Source organism: Lutispora saccharofermentans (assembly GCF_024363565.1).
In the GTDB taxonomy this organism is placed as follows: domain Bacteria; phylum Bacillota; class Clostridia; order Lutisporales; family Lutisporaceae; genus Lutispora; species Lutispora saccharofermentans.
Genome location: NZ_JAJEKE010000002.1, coordinates 182,543 through 201,342 on the forward strand (window position 1 = coordinate 182,543; position 18,800 = coordinate 201,342).

Annotated in this window: 20 protein-coding genes, 1 pseudogene and 1 riboswitch; of the genes and pseudogenes, 19 read left to right on the plus strand and 2 right to left on the minus strand. The window is 42.4% G+C overall.

Annotated elements, in window-relative coordinates; all coding sequences use genetic code 11:
• The first annotated feature begins 265 nt into the window (after nucleotides 1-265).
• The 13 genes and pseudogenes from LJD61_RS03735 to tsaD all read left to right on the plus strand — a co-directional run bounded on the left by LJD61_RS03735 (nucleotide 266) and on the right by tsaD (nucleotide 11,391).
• Entirely contained in the window at nucleotides 266-502 is a 237-nt protein-coding gene (locus LJD61_RS03735) for a hypothetical protein (RefSeq protein ID WP_255226166.1), read from the plus strand.
• Nucleotides 503-527: 25 nt separating this feature from the next.
• Nucleotides 528-912 (plus strand): annotated as a pseudogene (locus LJD61_RS20860) (group II intron maturase-specific domain-containing protein); the annotation flags it as partial.
• 244 nt (nucleotides 913-1,156) lie between these two features.
• Nucleotides 1,157-2,401, plus strand: coding sequence for a sensor histidine kinase (locus LJD61_RS03745; protein ID WP_255226168.1), 1,245 nt, complete (start codon nucleotides 1,157-1,159; stop codon nucleotides 2,399-2,401).
• 6 nt (nucleotides 2,402-2,407) lie between these two features.
• Nucleotides 2,408-3,259, plus strand: a complete 852-nt coding sequence (locus LJD61_RS03750; RefSeq protein ID WP_255226169.1) for a DNA-binding domain-containing protein — start codon at nucleotides 2,408-2,410, stop codon at nucleotides 3,257-3,259.
• 143 nt (nucleotides 3,260-3,402) lie between these two features.
• On the plus strand, nucleotides 3,403-4,599 hold the full coding sequence (gene gltS / locus LJD61_RS03755; protein WP_255226170.1) for a sodium/glutamate symporter: 1,197 nt from the start codon (nucleotides 3,403-3,405) through the stop codon (nucleotides 4,597-4,599).
• Nucleotides 4,600-4,667: 68 nt separating this feature from the next.
• Nucleotides 4,668-4,781, plus strand: a riboswitch (FMN riboswitch).
• A gap of 195 nt (nucleotides 4,782-4,976) precedes the next feature.
• Nucleotides 4,977-5,552, plus strand: coding sequence for an ECF transporter S component (locus LJD61_RS03760; RefSeq protein WP_255226171.1), 576 nt, complete (start codon nucleotides 4,977-4,979; stop codon nucleotides 5,550-5,552).
• Nucleotides 5,553-5,652: 100 nt separating this feature from the next.
• Nucleotides 5,653-6,132: a tRNA (adenosine(37)-N6)-threonylcarbamoyltransferase complex ATPase subunit type 1 TsaE gene (gene tsaE, locus LJD61_RS03765; protein WP_255226172.1), complete on the plus strand. Its 480-nt coding sequence runs from the start codon at nucleotides 5,653-5,655 to the stop codon at nucleotides 6,130-6,132.
• Nucleotides 6,113-7,249, plus strand: a complete 1,137-nt coding sequence (gene tsaB / locus LJD61_RS03770) for a tRNA (adenosine(37)-N6)-threonylcarbamoyltransferase complex dimerization subunit type 1 TsaB (protein WP_255226173.1) — start codon at nucleotides 6,113-6,115, stop codon at nucleotides 7,247-7,249. Before tsaE ends, tsaB begins: the two co-directional genes overlap by 20 nt.
• Nucleotides 7,250-7,929: 680 nt before the next feature.
• The gene (locus LJD61_RS03775; RefSeq protein WP_255226174.1) at nucleotides 7,930-8,502 is read left to right on the plus strand and encodes an RNA polymerase sigma factor; all 573 of its coding nucleotides are present in this window, start codon (nucleotides 7,930-7,932) and stop codon (nucleotides 8,500-8,502) included.
• Nucleotides 8,484-9,029 carry an anti-sigma factor family protein gene (locus LJD61_RS03780; protein ID WP_255226175.1) on the plus strand — a complete coding sequence of 182 codons (546 nt, stop codon included), beginning with the start codon at nucleotides 8,484-8,486 and terminating at the stop codon, nucleotides 9,027-9,029. The genes LJD61_RS03775 and LJD61_RS03780 overlap by 19 nt, the downstream gene beginning before the upstream one ends.
• A gap of 13 nt (nucleotides 9,030-9,042) precedes the next feature.
• Nucleotides 9,043-9,924: a bactofilin family protein gene (locus tag LJD61_RS03785; RefSeq protein WP_255226176.1), complete on the plus strand. Its 882-nt coding sequence runs from the start codon at nucleotides 9,043-9,045 to the stop codon at nucleotides 9,922-9,924.
• 97 nt (nucleotides 9,925-10,021) lie between these two features.
• The gene (locus LJD61_RS03790; RefSeq protein WP_255226177.1) at nucleotides 10,022-10,246 is read left to right on the plus strand and encodes a hypothetical protein; all 225 of its coding nucleotides are present in this window, start codon (nucleotides 10,022-10,024) and stop codon (nucleotides 10,244-10,246) included.
• Between the two features lie 131 nt (nucleotides 10,247-10,377).
• Entirely contained in the window at nucleotides 10,378-11,391 is a 1,014-nt protein-coding gene (gene tsaD, locus LJD61_RS03795) for a tRNA (adenosine(37)-N6)-threonylcarbamoyltransferase complex transferase subunit TsaD (RefSeq protein ID WP_255226178.1), read from the plus strand.
• A 161-nt stretch (nucleotides 11,392-11,552) separates the two neighbouring features.
• Here the strand turns inward: tsaD and LJD61_RS20665 are convergent, their stop codons facing one another.
• Nucleotides 11,553-11,630, minus strand: a complete 78-nt coding sequence (locus LJD61_RS20665) for a putative holin-like toxin (protein ID WP_408614823.1) — start codon at nucleotides 11,628-11,630, stop codon at nucleotides 11,553-11,555.
• A 173-nt stretch (nucleotides 11,631-11,803) separates the two neighbouring features.
• Between LJD61_RS20665 and LJD61_RS03800 the strand changes: the two genes are divergently transcribed.
• Both LJD61_RS03800 and LJD61_RS03805 read left to right on the plus strand, forming a co-directional pair.
• Nucleotides 11,804-12,808, plus strand: a complete 1,005-nt coding sequence (locus LJD61_RS03800) for an isocitrate/isopropylmalate dehydrogenase family protein (RefSeq protein WP_255226179.1) — start codon at nucleotides 11,804-11,806, stop codon at nucleotides 12,806-12,808.
• Nucleotides 12,809-12,823: 15 nt separating this feature from the next.
• A complete protein-coding gene (locus LJD61_RS03805) occupies nucleotides 12,824-13,456 on the plus strand; it encodes a GntR family transcriptional regulator (RefSeq protein ID WP_255226180.1) in 633 nt (210 codons plus the stop codon).
• A 12-nt stretch (nucleotides 13,457-13,468) separates the two neighbouring features.
• On the opposite strand, the gene abc-f is transcribed toward LJD61_RS03805, so the two are convergent.
• The gene (gene abc-f, locus LJD61_RS03810; protein ID WP_255226181.1) at nucleotides 13,469-15,376 is read right to left on the minus strand and encodes a ribosomal protection-like ABC-F family protein; all 1,908 of its coding nucleotides are present in this window, start codon (nucleotides 15,374-15,376) and stop codon (nucleotides 13,469-13,471) included.
• A gap of 253 nt (nucleotides 15,377-15,629) precedes the next feature.
• Between abc-f and LJD61_RS03815 the strand changes: the two genes are divergently transcribed.
• From LJD61_RS03815 to LJD61_RS03830, 4 genes are all read left to right on the plus strand, one after another.
• A complete protein-coding gene (locus LJD61_RS03815; protein ID WP_255226182.1) occupies nucleotides 15,630-16,286 on the plus strand; it encodes a redox-sensing transcriptional repressor Rex in 657 nt (218 codons plus the stop codon).
• A gap of 300 nt (nucleotides 16,287-16,586) precedes the next feature.
• Complete coding sequence (locus LJD61_RS03820) at nucleotides 16,587-17,687, plus strand: sodium ion-translocating decarboxylase subunit beta (RefSeq protein ID WP_255226183.1); 1,101 nt, start codon at nucleotides 16,587-16,589, stop codon at nucleotides 17,685-17,687.
• 11 nt (nucleotides 17,688-17,698) lie between these two features.
• On the plus strand, nucleotides 17,699-17,827 hold the full coding sequence (locus tag LJD61_RS03825) for an OadG-related small transporter subunit (RefSeq protein ID WP_255226184.1): 129 nt from the start codon (nucleotides 17,699-17,701) through the stop codon (nucleotides 17,825-17,827).
• 125 nt (nucleotides 17,828-17,952) lie between these two features.
• Entirely contained in the window at nucleotides 17,953-18,789 is an 837-nt protein-coding gene (locus LJD61_RS03830; protein ID WP_255226185.1) for an Asp23/Gls24 family envelope stress response protein, read from the plus strand.
• Nucleotides 18,790-18,800: the final 11 nt, after the last annotated feature.

An 18,800-nucleotide genomic window follows, 5' to 3' on the forward strand; every position in this document is an offset into this window, starting at 1 on the left:
AATTTCAGTTGGTGAGATTCCAACCTAGGCAAGAGGTGTAGCCGCCTCACCTAGAATCAAGTCTTGGGTGTGGGAAGGTAACGACTCATACTAAGCGTAGACAGAGCGACACTAGGCCGTAACGCAAGTGAAGCGATTGAGCCTCGTTAAAACGTCCGGAGGCCGACAAGGTCGAATACTTGGAAGGCTATAGTAATTTTCCGATAAAGGCGAGGAAAATGGAGACTCCGGCGGGGTCTGAGAGCATGGCATGGTGGAAAGGGAATTGTCACGGAACCTGGGAGATCCGTCACGGTCTTTGCGAAAGCAGAGTACGCAAGCTGAAAGGACCATCCACAAGCAAACGGATGCCATGGCGGGAGTCGGACTTGCTGATAGTACTCGGAGCATAGGAAAGCTATGTACATGGGGAAGCGGCAGGACAGAACGTACCGTTCTGGGGAGCCCGGTGCGGAAAAACTGCACGCCGGGTTCTGATTGGGGCTGGCAGTACAAGGGTTAATCCAAGGCTGCCTTCTACCAACCATAACATTGATCACCAATTGCTGATGAAGGCAGTGCGAAAACATGTGAAGGAACAGTGGATTCTGCTGTACATTGGGAGATGGCTGAAAGCGCCATTTCAAACGGAAAAAGGAGAGATAATTCTTAGAACTGCTGGCACACCACAAGGTGGAGTTATTAGTCCAAATAGCCGAGGTACTGAATCCCATCCTGCGAGGATGGATGAATTATTTTGGCAAGTTCAATCGTTCGGCAATGAAACGCACGCTAGACTGCGTGCAAAGACGCCTGATAAAGTGGGCTATGTGCAAGTACAAGAATTTCCGCGGACACCGTCGAAGAGCCGAAGAATGGCTATGCCAAGTTAGAAAAAGAGAACCCAACATGTTTGCACATTGGGCTCTCTAGGGAAACTGTATGAGCGAATGATAAGAGCCGTATGAACTGAGAGGCTCACGTACGGTTCCGTGAGAGCATTGAGGTGAAACTCCTCTTTGCTACTCGACTGGAAGGTCGGGAATTAAAATAATTAATTCCCTCCTATCCGATTTTATACTAATGGCAATAATAAATAAGGGTGATCCATTGATCCAGGATGAAACATCATGATTCGAGATAAAGTGTAACTGGACTATATGCAGGAGAAAATAATATGGAAAGATTGAAAAAATATTTATTGCCCATGATCTGCGTAGCTTTTTTTGGAGAAATATATTTTTACCCCTTTAGCAGCAGCTTGAGATTTTCGGCAGGCATAATAGTACTAAGCTTGATAATACTGATCCAGGACAATGTTTCGGAATTTTATGCTTCTGTTTTTTCCGGTATAATGGTTTTTATTTTGCGCAGCTTAATAGATGTGTTATATGCAAATACATCCATTGAAAATATTATGCGATATAACCTGCCATCTGCCGCCTATTACTTGACCTATGGGCTTCTGGCAGCGGCCTTCATGGTAAGGAGATACAAAAGCCATATCCTTGCCGGGATAATCCTTTTGTCCGCGGTTGATTCGCTGAGCAATATAGCCGAAGCATTAATCCGCGATAGATATGTAAGCTTCGGAATGATACAGCTCATCCTCCTGGTAGGTATAGTGAGAAGCACCACCGCATATTTTATCTACCTTTTGTATAAGAATCAGGAGCTTTTCATATTGCGAAGGGAGCATCAAAAAAGATACAGCCAGCTTAATATACTGGTTTCAGATATACAAGCCGAGATGTTCTATTTGAAAAAGTCAATGCTGGACATAGAAAAGGTTATGGGGAAAAGCTATAAGCTCTATGAAAGATATAGGGATGATAAGGTGCTGCAGGCGGACACCCTTGATATCGCAAGAGAGATACATGAAATAAAAAAAGACTACAACAGGGTGCTCAGCGGCTTTGAGAGCTTCCTCAAAGACTTTGAAACGGACGGCGCTATGAACCTGGCGGATATGCAGGAGATTATAAAGGAAAACACAAAGCGTTATCTGAATGTCAGGGAACATGGCAAGGATATTTCCATAAGCTTTGACTTTAAAGATAATTTTTCTCTTAATAAATATTACAGCTTATTCACGGTGCTTAATAACTTGATAGTGAATGCGATTGATGCCTGCGGCAGCAGCGGTGAGATAAAAGTGACGCAAAGCAGCGGCGAACATCGTATATATTTTAAAGTGGAAGATGATGGAGAAGGCATAGAAGAGGATATATTGCCATACATATTCAATCCCGGCTTTACCACAAAATATTCCGGCAGCACGGGCAAAGCATCAACGGGCATCGGGCTTTCCCATGTAAAAAATATCATAGAAGAACTGCAGGGAACCATCAGAGTTGATTCAAAACCGGGGCAGGGGACTTTATTTACAGTAAGCTTGCCGAAAAATATATTATTAGGGTGATGATTTATGTCAAATACTTTTTTTATTATTGATGATGATATAAATATAAGAAAAATGCTCGCTCATATCATTTCAAAAAATGACTTGGGCAAAGTGGTCAGTGAGCTTGATAACGGCCTTCACGCTGAAAAAGAGATACTTTTTTACAATCCTGACATTGTACTCATTGATTTGCTTCTGCCGGTTAAAGATGGGATACAGATAATAAAAGATGTCAAAGAAGAAGGCTATAAGGGCAAATTTATAATGATTTCACAGGTCGAAGACGAACATATGATTTCGCGGGCTTATGAGAACGGCATTGTATTCTTCATAAGCAAACCCATCAATATGACGGAGGCTGTCAACGTGATCAAGGGCGTTTGCCATAGCATCGAATTGGAACGCTCTGTGGAATTGATCAAAAATGCGGTAGGCCGCATCAATAATGACAATGTCTCCATGCCGAAGCTGAGCATAGATGATGAAATAACAAGGATTTTTACGGAAATAGGCATTATTGGCGAATCGGGGGTCAGAGATCTTACTAAACTTATTCATGCAGCCATAAGCTTTAAAAACCAACATGAGTCCCAGCAATACCAGCTTCAGGATTTCTACCGTGAGATTGAACCTTCCCTCCATGTCAAAGCTGTTGAGCAGCGCATAAGGAGAGCTATATTAAAAGCCCTGGAAAACATCGCTGCTTTGGGGCATGATGATTATTACAACAGCAAATTTGTTGAATACAGCACCGCTTTGTTTGATTTTAAGCAGGTAAAGCAGGAAATGCGATATATAGAAAATTCAAAAGAGGAAAGAGGAAAAATAAATATCAGAAAGTTTGTGGAAGGAGTCATATCCAAACTGAATATTTAGAAAATTGAAGGCTAACATGCATATATATGCTAAATAGTGAATAATAAAAATCTTTTTTGTTACATTAAATAGAACTTTGTAGTTTGACGTAATGCCTCCATATAATTTATTTATGAAATTATATTTTTTTTGGAGGTATATAAATGACTTTAAAGCTTGATATGATTCAAACCATCGCTTTAGCTGCGGTCGTTCTATTCTTAGGCCAGGGCTTGAAAAAGAAAATAGGGTTTTTAGAAAAATACTGCATCCCGGCGCCTGTTGTAGGAGGGTTGATATTTGCAACTTTAGCTTTGTTATTGAGACAGACCGGAGTATTGACATTTAAGATGGATGATGCCCTGAAAGATGTGTTTATGACCGCTTTTTTCACTACAGTAGGCTTTACTGCAAGCTTCCAGTTATTAAAAAAAGGCGGTACGAAGGTCATAATCTTCTTGGGTGCAGCCGTGATCTTAGTAGTGCTGCAAAACATTTTAGGTGTGAGCCTTGCAAAGGCATTTAATCTAAACCCGCTTATAGGACTTGCTACAGGCTCTGTTCCTATGACAGGGGGTCATGGTACTTCAGGGGCTTTTGCACCTTTGTTTGAAAAAGCCGGGGCTGTTGGTGCCAATACAGTGGCAATGGCTTCTGCAACCTTCGGATTGATCATGGGAAGCATGATAGGCGGACCCATAGCAAAAAGCTTGATCGAACGAAACTCTTTAGTAAAAATCAGTTCAAAATCAGGAAACTCTTCAGCTTCATCGGATATAAAGGAAGAAGCGAAAAAGCTCATATCCGGCAATTTCGCTGCAGCTGCCTCCCAGATAATAATTGCCATGGGGCTTGGAACTATTATTTCAGCCATATTGCAAAAAACCGGCATGACTTTCCCTCCATATATAGGCGCTATGTTTGCAGCAGCAATAATGAGAAATATTTCCGACAGCACTAAGGCTATGAAAGTACACATGGAAGAGATAGATATTATAGGCAATATATCTTTGTCGTTATTTCTTTCAATGGCTCTCATGGGGCTGAAGCTCTGGGAGCTGGCAGATCTGGCAGTGCCTTTGGTGGTCATGCTGCTTGCACAAACAGTTTTGATGGCGATATTTGCTTGCCTGGTAACCTTCAACCTCATGGGCAGAGATTATGAAGCGGCAGTGATAACAAGCGGACATTGCGGCTTCGGCATGGGTGCTACTCCAAATGCGATTGCCAACATGGAGACCATTGCAGCCAAATTCGGTCCTGCTCCGGCGGCTTTTTTCATACTTCCTTTGGTAGGAAGCTTGTTCATAGATTTCTTCAATGTCGGCATAATTACGACATTTATGAATTTTGTAAAATAAATATTTTGTAAAAAAATATTGACGCAAAATTAACATTGTAATATAATACAAATAGAAATTGAATATTTTGTAATCTTCAGGGACGGGTGCAATTCCCTACCGGCGGTACAGCCCGCGAGCCGAATGGCAGATCCGGTTAGATTCCGGAGCCGACAGTAAAGTCTGGATGGAAGAAGGTTTATTTTTATTGGTATTGTATGAAATAAGTCCCTGATGTAATCGGGGACTTTTTTTGATGGGGACGGGGAAGATGGGTTAACGCTGGAACATTTCCGTGTTTTTTAGTGAAATTCAGTGTCCCTCAGTGGTTCCAAAAAAAGTCCCAAAAGTAATACATTCACCCTGAGCTCTGAGCTCTATTATAAGGAGGCAAAAAAATGAGAAACTCAAAACTTCAGTTGGTAACAAAAATAGGTATTCTATCCGCATTGGCATTCCTCTTGTACTTAGTTGAATTTCCTCTTCCTTTATTTCCGCCGTTTTTAAAGATTGATTTAGGGGATTTGCCGGCTATTATTGGTGCTTTTGCTCTTGGACCATGGGTGGGAGTCATGATAGAGCTTATAAAGAATATACTTCATCTGGTTGTACGCTCATCAACAGGCGGAATCGGAGAGGTAGGAAATTTCCTTACAGGCTCAGCCTATGTGCTGGTTGCAGCATCGATGTACTTTAGAAATAAAAGCAGGAAGACTGCTATATTGGGCTTGACCACCGGTACAATAGTTATGGCGGCAGCCATGTGCGTCTTCAACTTCTTCATTCTGATACCGGTTTTCACCAACAGCCCGGTTTCTATGGACAATATACCTCTTATACTTACGGCGATACTGCCTTTTAATCTGATAAAGGGTATTGTTTTATCCATAGTTACCTTGATGCTTTACAAGAGCTTATCTCCTATACTTCATGCCGATGTTTATAACGAAGTGGCAGATAAAAGAGCCAGATAAGGTATACTTTTAGCAAAAAATGAAATATAATAATTAAAATGAAAAAAATATCCGGAGCAAAGCATCTTGCTCCGGTATTTGCATTGTGCTGGAGGTTATTATGCTTAGGATTATTTCTAAAAATGCAGAAGATACATATAAATTAGGAGAAAGATTGGGCAGATCGCTTTTCCCGGGCAGCATAGTCTGTCTTACGGGGGACCTGGGGGCAGGCAAGACCGCTTTTGCTCAAGGCATAGGAAAAGGCCTGGGAGTATCGGAGCATGTTATAAGTCCAACCTATACTATAATAAATGAATACACTTCCGGAAGGATTCCGTTTTATCATTTTGATGTATACAGATTGGGAAGCTCCGATGAGATGTATGAATTGGGCTGCGATGAGTATCTATATGGGGACGGAGCGACTGTGCTGGAGTGGGCGGATAGTGTGGAGGATGTGATACCGGCCCAGCGGCTCTGGATAACCATCAGAAAGCTGGAAAACCAGGACCAACGGGAAATAAGGATGGAAGCTTCAGGTTTGGCTTATGAAAACCTATTGAAGGAGATGGAGAAGGATGAGAATATTAGCGATTGATACATCTACGGCAGCGGCGTCTTCAGCCCTTATAGAGGATGGAAGGCTGCTGTGCGAGTTTATGATAAACGATGGGAAAAAGCATTCGGAGAAGCTGATCAATATTATGAATACTGCTTTGGAAAGCAGCGGCATAGAAGTCCGGGATATAGATGCCTTTGCTTGCTCAACAGGTCCGGGTTCATTTACAGGACTCAGGATAGGAGCAGCGGCTGTAAAGGCTTTGGGCCAGGCTCTGGACAAACCGGTAATAGCCGTTCCTACTTTAGATGCACTGGCTTATAATGTATTTCCGCGCCGGGGATTGATATGTCCGATGCTGGATGCTCAAAGAAATATGGTATATGCAGTTCTCTACAGATGCGATGGCAAAAAGCTGACCAAAGAGGAAGATTATAGGGCCATAGATATTGATAAGCTCATCGAAAGGCTTGAGGATTTTGGAGAGGATATAATCCTGCTTGGAGATGCCATGCCTATTTTTGGAGAAAAGCTGAAAAATGCTCTTCCAAACGCTGTTGAAGCTCATTCTGGTGCTCTATATCCGAGGGCTTCCTCAGTGGCAATATTGGCAGAAGAGCTGTATAAAGCAGGAGAAGCCTTGAATTATGATGATCTAGGGCTTTATTATATAAGAAAATCCCAGGCGGAAGTGGAATACGACAAGAAGCAGAAAATTGAGATAGCACCGATGACAGGAGAAGATATTCAGGCTGTATATGATGTGGAATGCTTGAGCTTTGCCACTCCGTGGTCTTTAGACTCCTTCACATCAGAGATTTACAGCAATAATATGGCAAAATATTTGGTGGCAAGAATCGGAGAAGAGATAGTAGGCTACGGAGGAATGTGGATCATACTGGACGAGGGGCACATAACCAATATAGCCGTGCATCCGGAGCACAGGGGCAAAGGCATCGGAGATGCATTGGTGCAGGCTATCATAAACATTGCCGTTGAAAACGGCGTAAAGAGGATGACGCTGGAGGTAAGGCCTTCGAACTGGGCGGCCTTGAATCTGTATAAAAAATATGGTTTTAAAGAAGCCGGAGTCAGGAAAGGATATTATGAAGACACCGGAGAAGATGCGGTTATAATGTGGCTGGAGTTATCTTAGAACTCAGGGTTCAGAGCTCAGAACTCAGGAGCCAGAGCAGGGCTTTGGGGTCGTGGAAGACGGGGAACGGAAACCACTGAAGGACACTGAATTTCACAAAAAAACACGGAAGTTCTTTGAGGTTTTGTGAAAGACGGGGAACACGGATTTGCACTGAATCTTTCACGGAGGGTGTTTAACTAAACCCATATCTAAGCAGGAATTTTGTGAAGAACCTTAGAGTAAGTTAACGACGCGTAACGCCCGCAGCTTCAACTGTTTGAGCCAAAGCGAGTTTTGAAGCTGCAGTAAGCAAGTTTACCCCGTTCTATCGTGCCTAAGCCTTCAGTTTTTATTAACTGCAGGCAAGGCACGCTACGAACCCGATTGACATTTCTAACATTCAGCCGGAGATAAACTCCACCTGAATGAAGAACTGTCTTACTTAGTCTTAGGTTTGTAATTCGCATTCCTGTGTGATATGGCATTAGTTAAAATAGAAAGCTGTGTTAATCCGTGGAAAAATCCGTGAAAATCCGTGTTCCCCGCTCTCAATTGACCCTAGACTCGCGACCTTCATACCAGAAGCTAGAAGCCAGAGGCTAGAAGCTGACCATAAAGGAATGCATAAGCTCTTTTCTCAGACAATTGTCTGAGAAATCCGTATATATATCAGAACCGGCAAAAGAGGTGGGGTTAATTTGGATGGGGCAGATATAGATATAATAAACAAATGCCTGGAAGGTGATGATTTGGCTTTTGAAGAGCTGGTGACCAGATATAAAAAGCTGGTTTTCAATACATCCTATAGGATGCTCGGCAGCTATGAGGAAGCGGAAGATGCCTCTCAGGAAGCTTTTATAAGGATGTATAAAGCCCTTAAGAGATACGATCCCCAATTTAAATTTTCTACCTGGGCTATGAAAATCACGACGAATTACTGTCTTGACTTGTTGAGGAAGAGAAAAGGAGATACGGTTCCTATTGAAGAGCAATACGATTTGAAGGATGAAGGCTTAACTCCCGAGGAAGAGTATATAAGGCATGAGAAGCAGCAAATGGTAAGAAAAGCCATAGAAAGCTTACCGTCAAAATACAAAGAGCTCATAGTGCTTTTCCATAATAGGGGGCTATCCTATTCAGAAATAATGGATGTAACGGGAGAATCTTTGACAATAGTCAAAAACAGGCTGTACAGGGCACGTCAGATGCTTAAAGATAGTTTGGAAAAGTTAGACAAGGAGGGTGAGAGCATATGGAATGCAGCAAAATAAGCGATTTTATTATGAAATATGTAGATGGTGATATAAGCGAAGTTGAGCTGAAGATGTTGAATAGGCATATGCTTTACTGTGAAGGATGCAGCCGGGAATTTCAGATATTGACGGAAATGTCAAAGTGCATAAGCGAGCTGCCGGAGGTTGAGGCACCCGCAAGCCTTGAAGCTAAGGTTATGGCAAGGATAAAGCAGCAAAGAACTCAAGCCAGCATGCTCAGCATGCTTATGGGTGCTGCAGGTTTATTCGTATTTGCATACTATATGGCTATTTTTGCAATCTTGCCTTTCTTTAGGGAGCTTGGAACTTTCCAAATGATGCTTAACTATGGCGCTTATTTTCTAAAGCTTATTGGAGCGTACATCATGAAGATAATTGTTTATTTACCCATTACCATAGAAAATTTACTCATACTGAGAAATATTCTGGTCAGGGATTATATGAATATTATGCTGTTGATTGCCGGCGGGGTAATGCTGCTGAATCTGGAGCTTATCAGGTTCATTAATTTGCAGCAGGAATAAGGAGGGATGCGGGATGAAAAAGAAATATTTTCTGGCGGTCATGTTGCTGATATTGATGGTTTTTTTCACCGCTGCTTTTTCTGTGAGGGATGATAATTCATCCTTTACTATGGGTCAAGATTTAAAAATCAATAAGGACGAAAATATAAAAGGCGCCGTGGCAGTAATGTTCGGTGATGCTGTTGTAGACGGAACCATTGACGGAGAGCTTGCCGTCATATTCGGAGACGCAAGGATCAATGGCAGGGTAAGCGGTAATGTGGCTTCAATATTCGGAGATATTATAGCGGGTGAAAACGCTGTTATCGGAGGCAGTGCTGCCGCAGTAATGGGAGAGGTGGATAAATCCCAGGGCTCTGTCATTGCAGGAGAGATTGCAAGCCTAAAGGGGCCTTTCGATACCAGAGGGATGAACTTCATACCTTTGCTGGGAATCGTATCTTTGATCGGGCTCATAGTGTTTTACGGGCTGTCAGCCTTGCTGCTGATCATAATTCCCGATAGGATTGACTTCATGGCCGAAAGCGCCCCTGTAAAGATATGGAGGAGATTCGGCATAGGCATAGCGGCTTATCTGTTGTTTTTGCCTGCCATCATAGCATTGGCTATAACTATTGTCGGCCTTTTCCTGATACCGTTTTTTATTGCCGCCTTTTTCCTCACTGTTTTCCTGGGATTGGCTGCGATAAAATTGGCCATAGGCAGGAGAATTACGGGTAATCTGGAGGGAAGAAGTGCTCCGTATATTTATTTGCTGGTAGGTTCGATCCTGATTTTCATCTTGCCATTCATACCTGTCCTCGGCTGGCTGGTATATATATTTGCATCCTGCGCAGGCCTTGGAATAGTGCTGGATACCAGGCTTGGCAGACCCAGAGCAAAGGCAGTTCAATAAAATATTAATTATTTTGCTTTATATGTCCCAAGCTATGTGATATAATATGTAATTGTTATCATATTATATTATATTCATGCATTTAGGGGGAATAGAATTGCTGCTCCGGGAATTTGAAATAGATGGTCATATTATACGCCTAAGCGAAGTGGATGATATCTTTGTTGCTGAAGTCGCACAAAGCAGCGGCGAAAGGCTGTTCTATCATGAGTTTTCAAGCTACGAAAACATAAAAAATGGCTTCAACCAAATTATTGAGGAAAATGAAGCAAACAGTATAGATATAAGAAGGGTTTTAGATATTCTGGAAAACAGTAAATAATAGCAGACGGGGCAGGATAATATCCTGCCTTTTGTTCATAATATAAAAAATACGAAGCATTTTTTAGGGTACGTGGTGCGCAGCCTAGGGTTACTTCCTCGTATCCCGCAGCCATAAAAGGAGAGATGAAAATGGGAAAAGATGCGGTAATATTAGCCGTAGAGAGCTCCTGCGATGAAACCTCGGCTTCTTTAGTCAGAAATGGGAGAGAGGTTTTGTCTAATATTATTTCGAGTCAGATAAGCGTACACAAAAAATTTGGCGGGGTAGTGCCTGAAGTGGCTTCGAGGAAGCATATAGAGAATATAAGCCAGGTCATAGACTTGGCTTTGGATGAGGCAGGCTTGAAGCTTGACGATATAGACGGAATAGCTGTCACTTACGGCCCGGGTCTGGTAGGAGCCCTGCTCATCGGACTCACTACTGCCAAAGCATTGGCTTATGCCAGGAAGCTGCCTCTTATCGGCGTCAATCATATAGAGGGTCATATATATGCAAATTTTATTCAGCATAAAGAGCTGGAGCCTCCTTTCGTATGTCTTGTGGCTTCGGGAGGGCATAGCCATATAGTCAATGTCCGATCCTACGGCAAATATGAAATAATGGGCATGACAAGGGATGATGCGGCAGGAGAAGCTTTTGACAAGATAGCAAGGGCTTTAGGGCTGGGCTATCCCGGCGGACCGCTGGTAGATAAGATAGCCAGGGAAGGAAATCCCCATGCTATAGATTTTCCCAGAGCATATTTGGAAGAAGGCAGCTATGATTTCAGCTTCAGCGGATTAAAATCTGCCGTCTTAAATTTCTTGAACAGCCTATCGATGAAGGGCAGTTCCCCGGATATTCCCGATGTGGCGGCAAGTTTCCAGCAGGCTGTAGTGGATGTTCTGTCGGATAAGCTCATTGCAGCGGCAGAAGAGAAAAAATCGCCTTATGCGGTACTGGCAGGCGGTGTGGCTGCAAACAGCAAGCTGAGAGAGGAACTCAGCAATAAAGGGTTGGAAAAGGGAATAAAGGTATTATACCCAGACCCGATATTATGTACGGATAATGCGGCCATGATAGGCAGTGCCGGTTATTATAAGCTTCTGCGAGGGGAGATATCGGAGATGAACCTCAATGCGGTGCCTAATTTGACGCTGTAGGAAGACGGAAACCGATTTATTATTTATTACTTGTTGATTAATAATTTCAATTTGGTATAATAATATTAAAGAGACTGCCACAAATGTGGTTGCCTCATATTAGCGGATTAAAAAGTAATCACACTGCAGGGCAATTGCAGTGTGATTCTCTTTTCGATATATTACTTCTTAAAGAATATCGACATTATCGAAATTATTAAAGATAGTAACGCTATTATAAACATCCCAAAGGTTAGCATTATTCTCCGTCCCCCCTCGACCTAAAAGGAATACCCTAATGCCAGAAGCCAGCGGCTAGAGGCCAGAGGCTTAATTCTGAGCCCTGAGTTCAAATAAATATTGACACCGTCTTCAAACAAAAGTATAATTGTATACAATAATACAAATATACGAATACGAAGGGGGTCTTCTTGTGTACAAAGCTACTTTAATACCCGGTGATGGCATAGGTCCGGAAGTAATAAGTGCAGCAACTTCAGTGATCGAAGCTGCAGGAGTTGATATCAAATGGGATGAAAAGCAGGTAGGGCAGGCAGCTATGGCTAAGTACAATAATCCATTGCCTGAGGACACCATTAATTCTATTGAGATCAATAGGATAGCCCTTAAGGGTCCAACTACTACGGAAATAGGAAAAGGCTTCAGAAGCGCCAATATAAGCTTGAGACAAAGGCTGAACCTGTATGCAAATATCAGGCCCATTAAGACTATTGAGGGTGCTAAAACAAAATATAGAGACGTAGACCTTGTTATATTCAGAGAGAATACAGAAGATTTATACATGGGTATAGAACATATGATAGGGAAGGATGCGGCAGAATCCATCAAGATCATAACAAGGGAGGCATCGGAGAGGATCGCTTCCATGGCTTTCAGCTATGCCGTTAAAGAAAAACGAAAAAAAGTTACCTGTGCTCATAAGGCAAATATTATGAAGCTCAGTGACGGGCTTTTCTTATCCAGCGTCAGAAGCGTTGCCGGCAAATTTCCTGATATTGAATACGAAGAAGTGATTGCCGATGGTTTATTTATGAATATGGTAATGAATCCTCAGGACTATGATGTGCTGGTATTGCCGAATCTCTATGGAGATTTATTGTCGGAAATGAGCGCCGGGTTAGTAGGCGGGCTCGGCGTTGTACCGGGTGTGAATATAGGTGTAGAAGCTGCGGTATTTGAGCCTACTCATGGGACGGCTTTGGATATAGCAGGCCAGGGCATAGCCAATCCCACGGCTGCAATTCTATGCGGTGTAATGCTTCTAAGGCATTTGGGAGAAAAGGATGCAGCAGAGAGAATCTATAACAGCGTGTCCCGGGTAATAAAAAACGGCAAGCATGTGACGAGAGATCTGGGCGGAACTGCTTCTACTCTCGATATGACAAAGGCTATAATTGATAGTTTACCTGGTAGCTAAACGGCAGGTGATTTAATGGAGTATTTTACAAGGGTACAAATATATGAGAAGATCCGACAGGACATCCTGGATGGAAGATATGAAAGAGGCGAAAGCCTCATAGAGCAGAAACTGGCACAGGAGTTTGGAGTGAGCCGGACACCTGTAAGAGAGGTTCTGCGCCAGCTTGAGCTGGACGGTTTGGTTGGAAGCATACCGAACAGGGGAGTATTTGTTATAGGCATCACTCAAGAAGATATAGAGGATATCTATGAAATAAGGCGAAGGATCGAAGGCCTGGCTGCATTATGGGCGACGGATAAAATGGCGGAAGAGGAATTCGCTGAGCTGGAGAATATATATAACCTTATGGAATTCTATACCCACAAGCATGATGTTTCTCAAGTAGCAAAGCTTAATACTCAGTTTCATGAAGTAATTTTCAAAGCATCTCACAGCAAATACCTGAAAAACATGCTGAGCAACTTTCAAGTATACATTCAGTGGGCCAGGTATGCTTCGCTCAAGGTGCCCGGCCGCATGGAGGCAGCCCTTGCAGAGCATAAGGGCATCTTGGAGGCCTTTAGGCAAAAAGACAGGCTTTTAGCCGAGAAGCTCATAATGGAGCATGTTGCAAATTCCAGCAAGAACATCAAGACGGCACAATAGAAAGCGGGCCGGCTATTGCATGTCGGCCCACTCTTCCAGCAGCTCATCTATTTGAGCGCATAAATTTTCTTTTTCTTCACTCAGTTCATTGCACCTGATATGATCTGAGTATATATCCGGCTGTCCCAGCAGCGCATCGATCTCTTTTATCCTGGCTTCAGCAATTTCAATCTCATCTTCAATGGTCTCCAGGCGTTTTTGCTGGCGCCTTTCCTTGGCTTTTTCTTCCTTCTGCTTCAGCCAATCATTTTTTACTTCCGAATTTTTTTCGGGCTCGTTTGTGCTGCCGTCATCAGTATCGAACAATTCTCTTTTTTTCAGATAATAGGAGTAGCCTCCGTCATACAGCTTGCCTTCCTGGGGGGTGAGCTCCACTACTTTGGTAGCCACCTTATTGAGAAAGTACCTGTCATGGGAGATAAAAAGCACGGTGCCGCTGTAGCCGGACAGGGCTGCTTCCAATACTCCCTTTGACTCCATATCAAGATGGTTGGTGGGCTCATCCAGCAAAAGAAAATTAGCCTTTGAGAGCATTAGCTTCAGCAGTGCTATCCTGCTCTTCTCTCCGCCGCTCAATACGGATATTTCCTTAAAAACATCTTCTCCTTGAAAAAGGAAAGCTGCCAATGCATTTCTTATGGTCGTTTGGTTGAGTTCCGGATAAGCATCCCATATCTCATCGATGACCATTTTGTCGGTGCTAAGGCTTTCCTGTTCCTGGTCATAATATGCGGGGAATACGGACATGCCGAATCTCAAAGTACCTTTATCAGGCTTCAGCATGCCGGCGATTATTTTGAGCAAAGTAGTTTTTCCTATCCCATTTGGGCCCAGCAAGGCCACCTTGTCGCCCCGCTTGATTTCAAGACTGAAGTTTTGAAACAAAGGCCTGCCAAAGGCTTTGGAGACGTTTTCCAACCTCAATACATCATTGCCGCTTCTCAGCTTGGGCTCAAATTTAAAATGAGCTCTCTTAGGCAATGCTTCAGGCTTTTCAAGCCTTTCCATCTTTTCTAACATCTTTTCCCGGCTTTCAGCCTGCTTTATGCTTTTTTCCCGGTTGTACTGCCGGTATCTGGCTATTATGGCTTCCTGACGGGCTATCTCTTTCTGCTGGTTTTCATAATCTTTTTGCGCTTGCTCTCTGTTCTCATCCTTTTTTACAATATAATAGGAGTAATTTCCCTCATATTCTAAAATCCTGCCGTTTTCCATCTCAAAGGTTCTGTTTGTCACATTGTCCAGCAGATATCTGTCATGGGATATTATCATCAGTGCGCCTTTATAGTCTTTGAGAAAGCTTTCCAGCCACTCCACAGCTTCAATATCAAGATAATTGGTAGGTTCATCGAGGAGCAGGATATCTCTTTTCTCCAGCAAGACCTTGCCCAGGGCTACCCTGGTCTTCTGGCCACCGCTGAACAAAGCCACCCTCTTATCATAGTCCTGAGGAGAAAAACCAAGGCCCTTGAGGACGCCCCTTATTTTGCTTTCATATGCGAAACCGTCGTTGTTTTCATATTCTTGCTGCAAGGATGAGTAAGCCTTCATCAGCGATTCCATTTTGGCTTCATCAGTGCCGGCTTTCATGCTGCTTATTTCATGTTCCAGACCTTTCAGCTTATTTTCTATACCTATTATGCCGGAAAAAACCTTCAGCATTTCCTGCCATAGAGTCGTATCCCATTGAAAATCCAAGAACTGAGACATATACCCTATGCTCATATTCTTGCCCAGATACAATTCACCGCTGTCCCTGTCTTCGATTCCGGCAATTATTTTAAATAAAGTGGATTTTCCGGCTCCATTCACACCTATTACTCCGACCTTGTCCTTTTCCTGCAGGGTAAAGGAAGCATCTTTTATGATCAAATCCATACCATAAGATTTTTGTATTTCTTTTGTCGATAAAATTATCATTGTGACCTCCTGAAAGGATATTTACAATAATAATTCTACCAAAGATTCATAAATATATAAATATATAAGGCACAATTGGAAAATATAATATCAGTTGCCCGGTTTGAAATTTTACTTTGATTACCAAATAAATTCGGTAATCAATTGACTTTTGAACCTACATATAATAAAATATTAACAATAAAATTGTTGTTGACTATAGCCTGAATTTAGAATATTGCAATAATTTACCTTTGATATAGGAGTTGATATAGTGGAAAGATTTAGCAGCATTTCTATGGCAGTTGTAAGGAGATTACCTAAATATCATAGATATCTCTCAGAATTGAAGAAGAATGATGTAAAAAGAGTGTCCTCTCAGGAGCTCAGCAGGATTACAGGCTTTACCGCATCTCAGATAAGACAGGACTTAAATTGCTTTGGTGGCTTTGGGCAGCAAGGCTACGGGTATAATGTGGACGATTTGCACCAGCAGATCAGCAAGATTTTAGGCCTTGATAAGGTATATAAGACGGTTATAGTAGGTGCGGGCAATCTTGGGCAAGCTATAGTGAACTATACTTTTTTTGAAAAAAGCGGTTTTGTTCCTCAGGCAATATTCGATGTCAACCCAAGGCTCATCGGCCTTAAAATAAACGATATCAAGGTTCATGACGTAGAAAACCTTGAGAGCTTTGTAAAGGATAATGGTATTGATATAGGCATAATATGCACTCCCAAAAGCCAATGCCAAAAGGTAGCCGAGGCTTTGGCCAAAGGCGGAGTTCAGGGGATCTGGAATTTTGCGCCCTCAGATGTCAGCGTGCCTGACGATATTATCGTAGAAAACGTGCATCTAAGCGAAAGTCTTTTTACCATCTCGTATTTGCTCAAGGAGAGAGAAGAAGTTTTAAAGACGAAAAAATATTGACACCCAAAAATTCAGGTGGTAAAATCTACTTATTAAAGGGGAGTAACTGCTCCTTGAGTTGATAGAGTCAACATCACAGCTTATAAGCCTGGCTCTATCGTGACTGCGTCAAGTGAGACCTTTAACGCAATGTTATTTTGTGTTAAAGGTCTTAATATCTTTTTGCTGAAGAATATGATAATATGATTTAAGAAAGATATCTTGCATAATTAAAAAATAATGAAGGATATCATTCGAATTTTTTAATAAGGATTAAAAAATTTGTAAAACATAGCTTATATACTAAAGGAGATGTAGAAAATGCTGGACTTATTTACCGGTTTCCAGGCGCTGAGCCTCGGAAACATCATCATGTTTGTGATTGCCTCTGTACTTATTTATCTTGCAATTGTAAAGGAATATGAGCCCATGCTCTTATTGCCTATCGGATTCGGAGCCATATTGGCCAATATTCCGCTGTCCGGAGCTATTGGAGAGCACGGGCCGCTTACAATCCTATATAATATAGGAATACTTACTGAGTTATTCCCATTACTTATTTTTGTAGCCGTAGGTGCTATGATAGATTTCGGACCGCTCCTCAAGAATCCTAAGATGCTTCTTTTCGGGGGTGCTGCTCAGTTCGGCATTTTTTTTACCATGAGCTTGGCAGCTCTTATGGGATACAGCCTCAAAGAGGCTGCATCAATAGGGATAATCGGTGCGGCGGACGGACCTACCTCAATATTTGTGGCCACCAAGTTTGCTAAAAATCTTTTGGCGCCCATATCGGTAGCGGCCTATTCGTATATGTCTCTGGTTCCAATAATACAGCCCCCGGTCATCAGGGCTTTGACGACCGTAGAAGAAAGAAAGATAAGGATGCCCTATGAGGAAAACAGCATATCCAAGAGGGTTAAAATAATATTCCCCATTGCAGTCACAATTATTGCGGGCATAATAGCCCCTACCAGTGCTGCTTTGGTAGGCTTCTTGATGTTCGGAAATCTTCTTAGAGAGTGCGGCGTGACGGAAAGGCTTTCTAAATCGGCACAAAATGAGCTGGCCAATCTGGTAACTATTCTCTTGGGGATCACAATAGGTTCTACGATGACTGCAGAAGGCTTTTTAAATATCAGTACCGTAAAGATAATATTGATGGGCCTGGCGGCCTTTGTTTTCGATACGGCAGGCGGCGTAATGTTTGCAAAGTTCCTCAACCTTTTCAGCAAGAATAAGATCAACCCTATGGTAGGAGCAGCGGGCATATCGGCCTTCCCAATGTCTTCACGGGTTATTCAAAAAGAAGCGCAAAAGGCAGATCCGACAAACTTCATACTCATGCATGCAGTAAGTGCCAATGTTGCCGGACAGATAGGCTCTATAATTGCAGGCGGATTGATTTTGGCATTAGTGAAATAGGAGGGTAAGAGATGAATATAGCAGTTTTTTATGAAAGCTTGAAGGTTATGGTAAACGGCATGGTGGGAATATTTGCAGTAATAATTATTTTCTATATGCTGATAACGATATTGACAAAAATATTTCCTGAAAACAGATAATAAATATGTTACAATGGTAAATATATTAATATCTTAGAATGCTGTTAATAAACGGGGACATACCCCAGGTAGAAGGGTCGTTTGGAGGGGGTGTATCCCCGTTTATCGTAAAGGAGTAATATCTTATGGAAGTATATGCCCTCATAGGCCATAGCGGCACCGGCAAAAGCTATAAGGCATTCATGGTTGCCAAAGATAAAAATACTCAATATATTATCGATGACGGCCTTTTGATCGGGGGCACCAGAGTCATCACTGGAAGCTCCGCCAAAAAAGAGAGCACCAAGCTTGCTGCAGTCCGCAGAGCTCTGTTTAAAGATGAAAAGCACAAGGAAGCGGTGAAAACTGCTTTAAAGGAGCTCTCGCCGGAAAGAATACTTGTGCTTGGGACCTCGAAAAAGATGGTGGAGCAGATAACAGAGGCTTTGGATATACCAATGCCTTGTGAAGTCATATATATAAACGACATATCCACTGATTCAGAGATCGATACTGCCGTAAAATCCCGGCGCTTTGAAGGCAAGCATGTAATACCTGTACCGACTGTGGAAGTTAAAAAGGACTTTTCGGGATATTTTATAGACTCCCTAAAGATATTCAGAAGGAAGGAAAAAGCCGGGGATATAGCCGAAAAGACCATAATAAGGCCTACCTTCAGCTATCTGGGAAAGTATGAAATATCTAAAAATGCTTTGGCTCAGCTTGTAGAGATGACTGCATTGAAAGCAGAAGGTACAATTAAGGTGAATAAAGTCAGGATAGACAACAAAGCCGAGGGCGTTATCATAGATGTCGAAGTATCCTTGAGCCTGCAAAAAAGGCTTGATTTAATGATGAGGGATATACAGCAAATCGTGAGAGAAAAGCTGGAGTATACCACCGGCTTGAATGTTATCGCTGTAAATGTATGGACTGTGGGTCTGATGTTGCCGGACAGAAAAATATATATAGGCGAGATTTGATAGGATGTGAG

Bases quoted from the DNA above. Each gene is read 5' to 3' on its own strand.
- LJD61_RS03830 (WP_255226185.1), top strand. From the start codon at position 17,953: ATGGAAGTATATGCCCTCATAGGCCATAGCGGCACCGGCAAAAGCTAT.
- LJD61_RS03760 (WP_255226171.1), top strand. From the start codon at position 4,977: ATGAGAAACTCAAAACTTCAGTTGGTAACAAAAATAGGTATTCTATCC.
- tsaB (WP_255226173.1), top strand. From the start codon at position 6,113: ATGAGAATATTAGCGATTGATACATCTACGGCAGCGGCGTCTTCAGCC.
- gltS (WP_255226170.1), top strand. From the start codon at position 3,403: ATGACTTTAAAGCTTGATATGATTCAAACCATCGCTTTAGCTGCGGTC.
- LJD61_RS03805 (WP_255226180.1), top strand. From the start codon at position 12,824: ATGGAGTATTTTACAAGGGTACAAATATATGAGAAGATCCGACAGGAC.
- LJD61_RS03785 (WP_255226176.1), top strand. From the start codon at position 9,043: ATGAAAAAGAAATATTTTCTGGCGGTCATGTTGCTGATATTGATGGTT.
- tsaD (WP_255226178.1), top strand. From the start codon at position 10,378: ATGGGAAAAGATGCGGTAATATTAGCCGTAGAGAGCTCCTGCGATGAA.
- LJD61_RS03820 (WP_255226183.1), top strand. From the start codon at position 16,587: ATGCTGGACTTATTTACCGGTTTCCAGGCGCTGAGCCTCGGAAACATC.
- LJD61_RS03825 (WP_255226184.1), top strand. From the start codon at position 17,699: ATGAATATAGCAGTTTTTTATGAAAGCTTGAAGGTTATGGTAAACGGC.
- tsaE (WP_255226172.1), top strand. From the start codon at position 5,653: ATGCTTAGGATTATTTCTAAAAATGCAGAAGATACATATAAATTAGGA.
- LJD61_RS03750 (WP_255226169.1), top strand. From the start codon at position 2,408: ATGTCAAATACTTTTTTTATTATTGATGATGATATAAATATAAGAAAA.
- LJD61_RS03780 (WP_255226175.1), top strand. From the start codon at position 8,484: ATGGAATGCAGCAAAATAAGCGATTTTATTATGAAATATGTAGATGGT.
- LJD61_RS03745 (WP_255226168.1), top strand. From the start codon at position 1,157: ATGGAAAGATTGAAAAAATATTTATTGCCCATGATCTGCGTAGCTTTT.
- LJD61_RS20665 (WP_408614823.1), bottom strand. From the start codon at position 11,630: ATGCTAACCTTTGGGATGTTTATAATAGCGTTACTATCTTTAATAATT.
- abc-f (WP_255226181.1), bottom strand. From the start codon at position 15,376: ATGATAATTTTATCGACAAAAGAAATACAAAAATCTTATGGTATGGAT.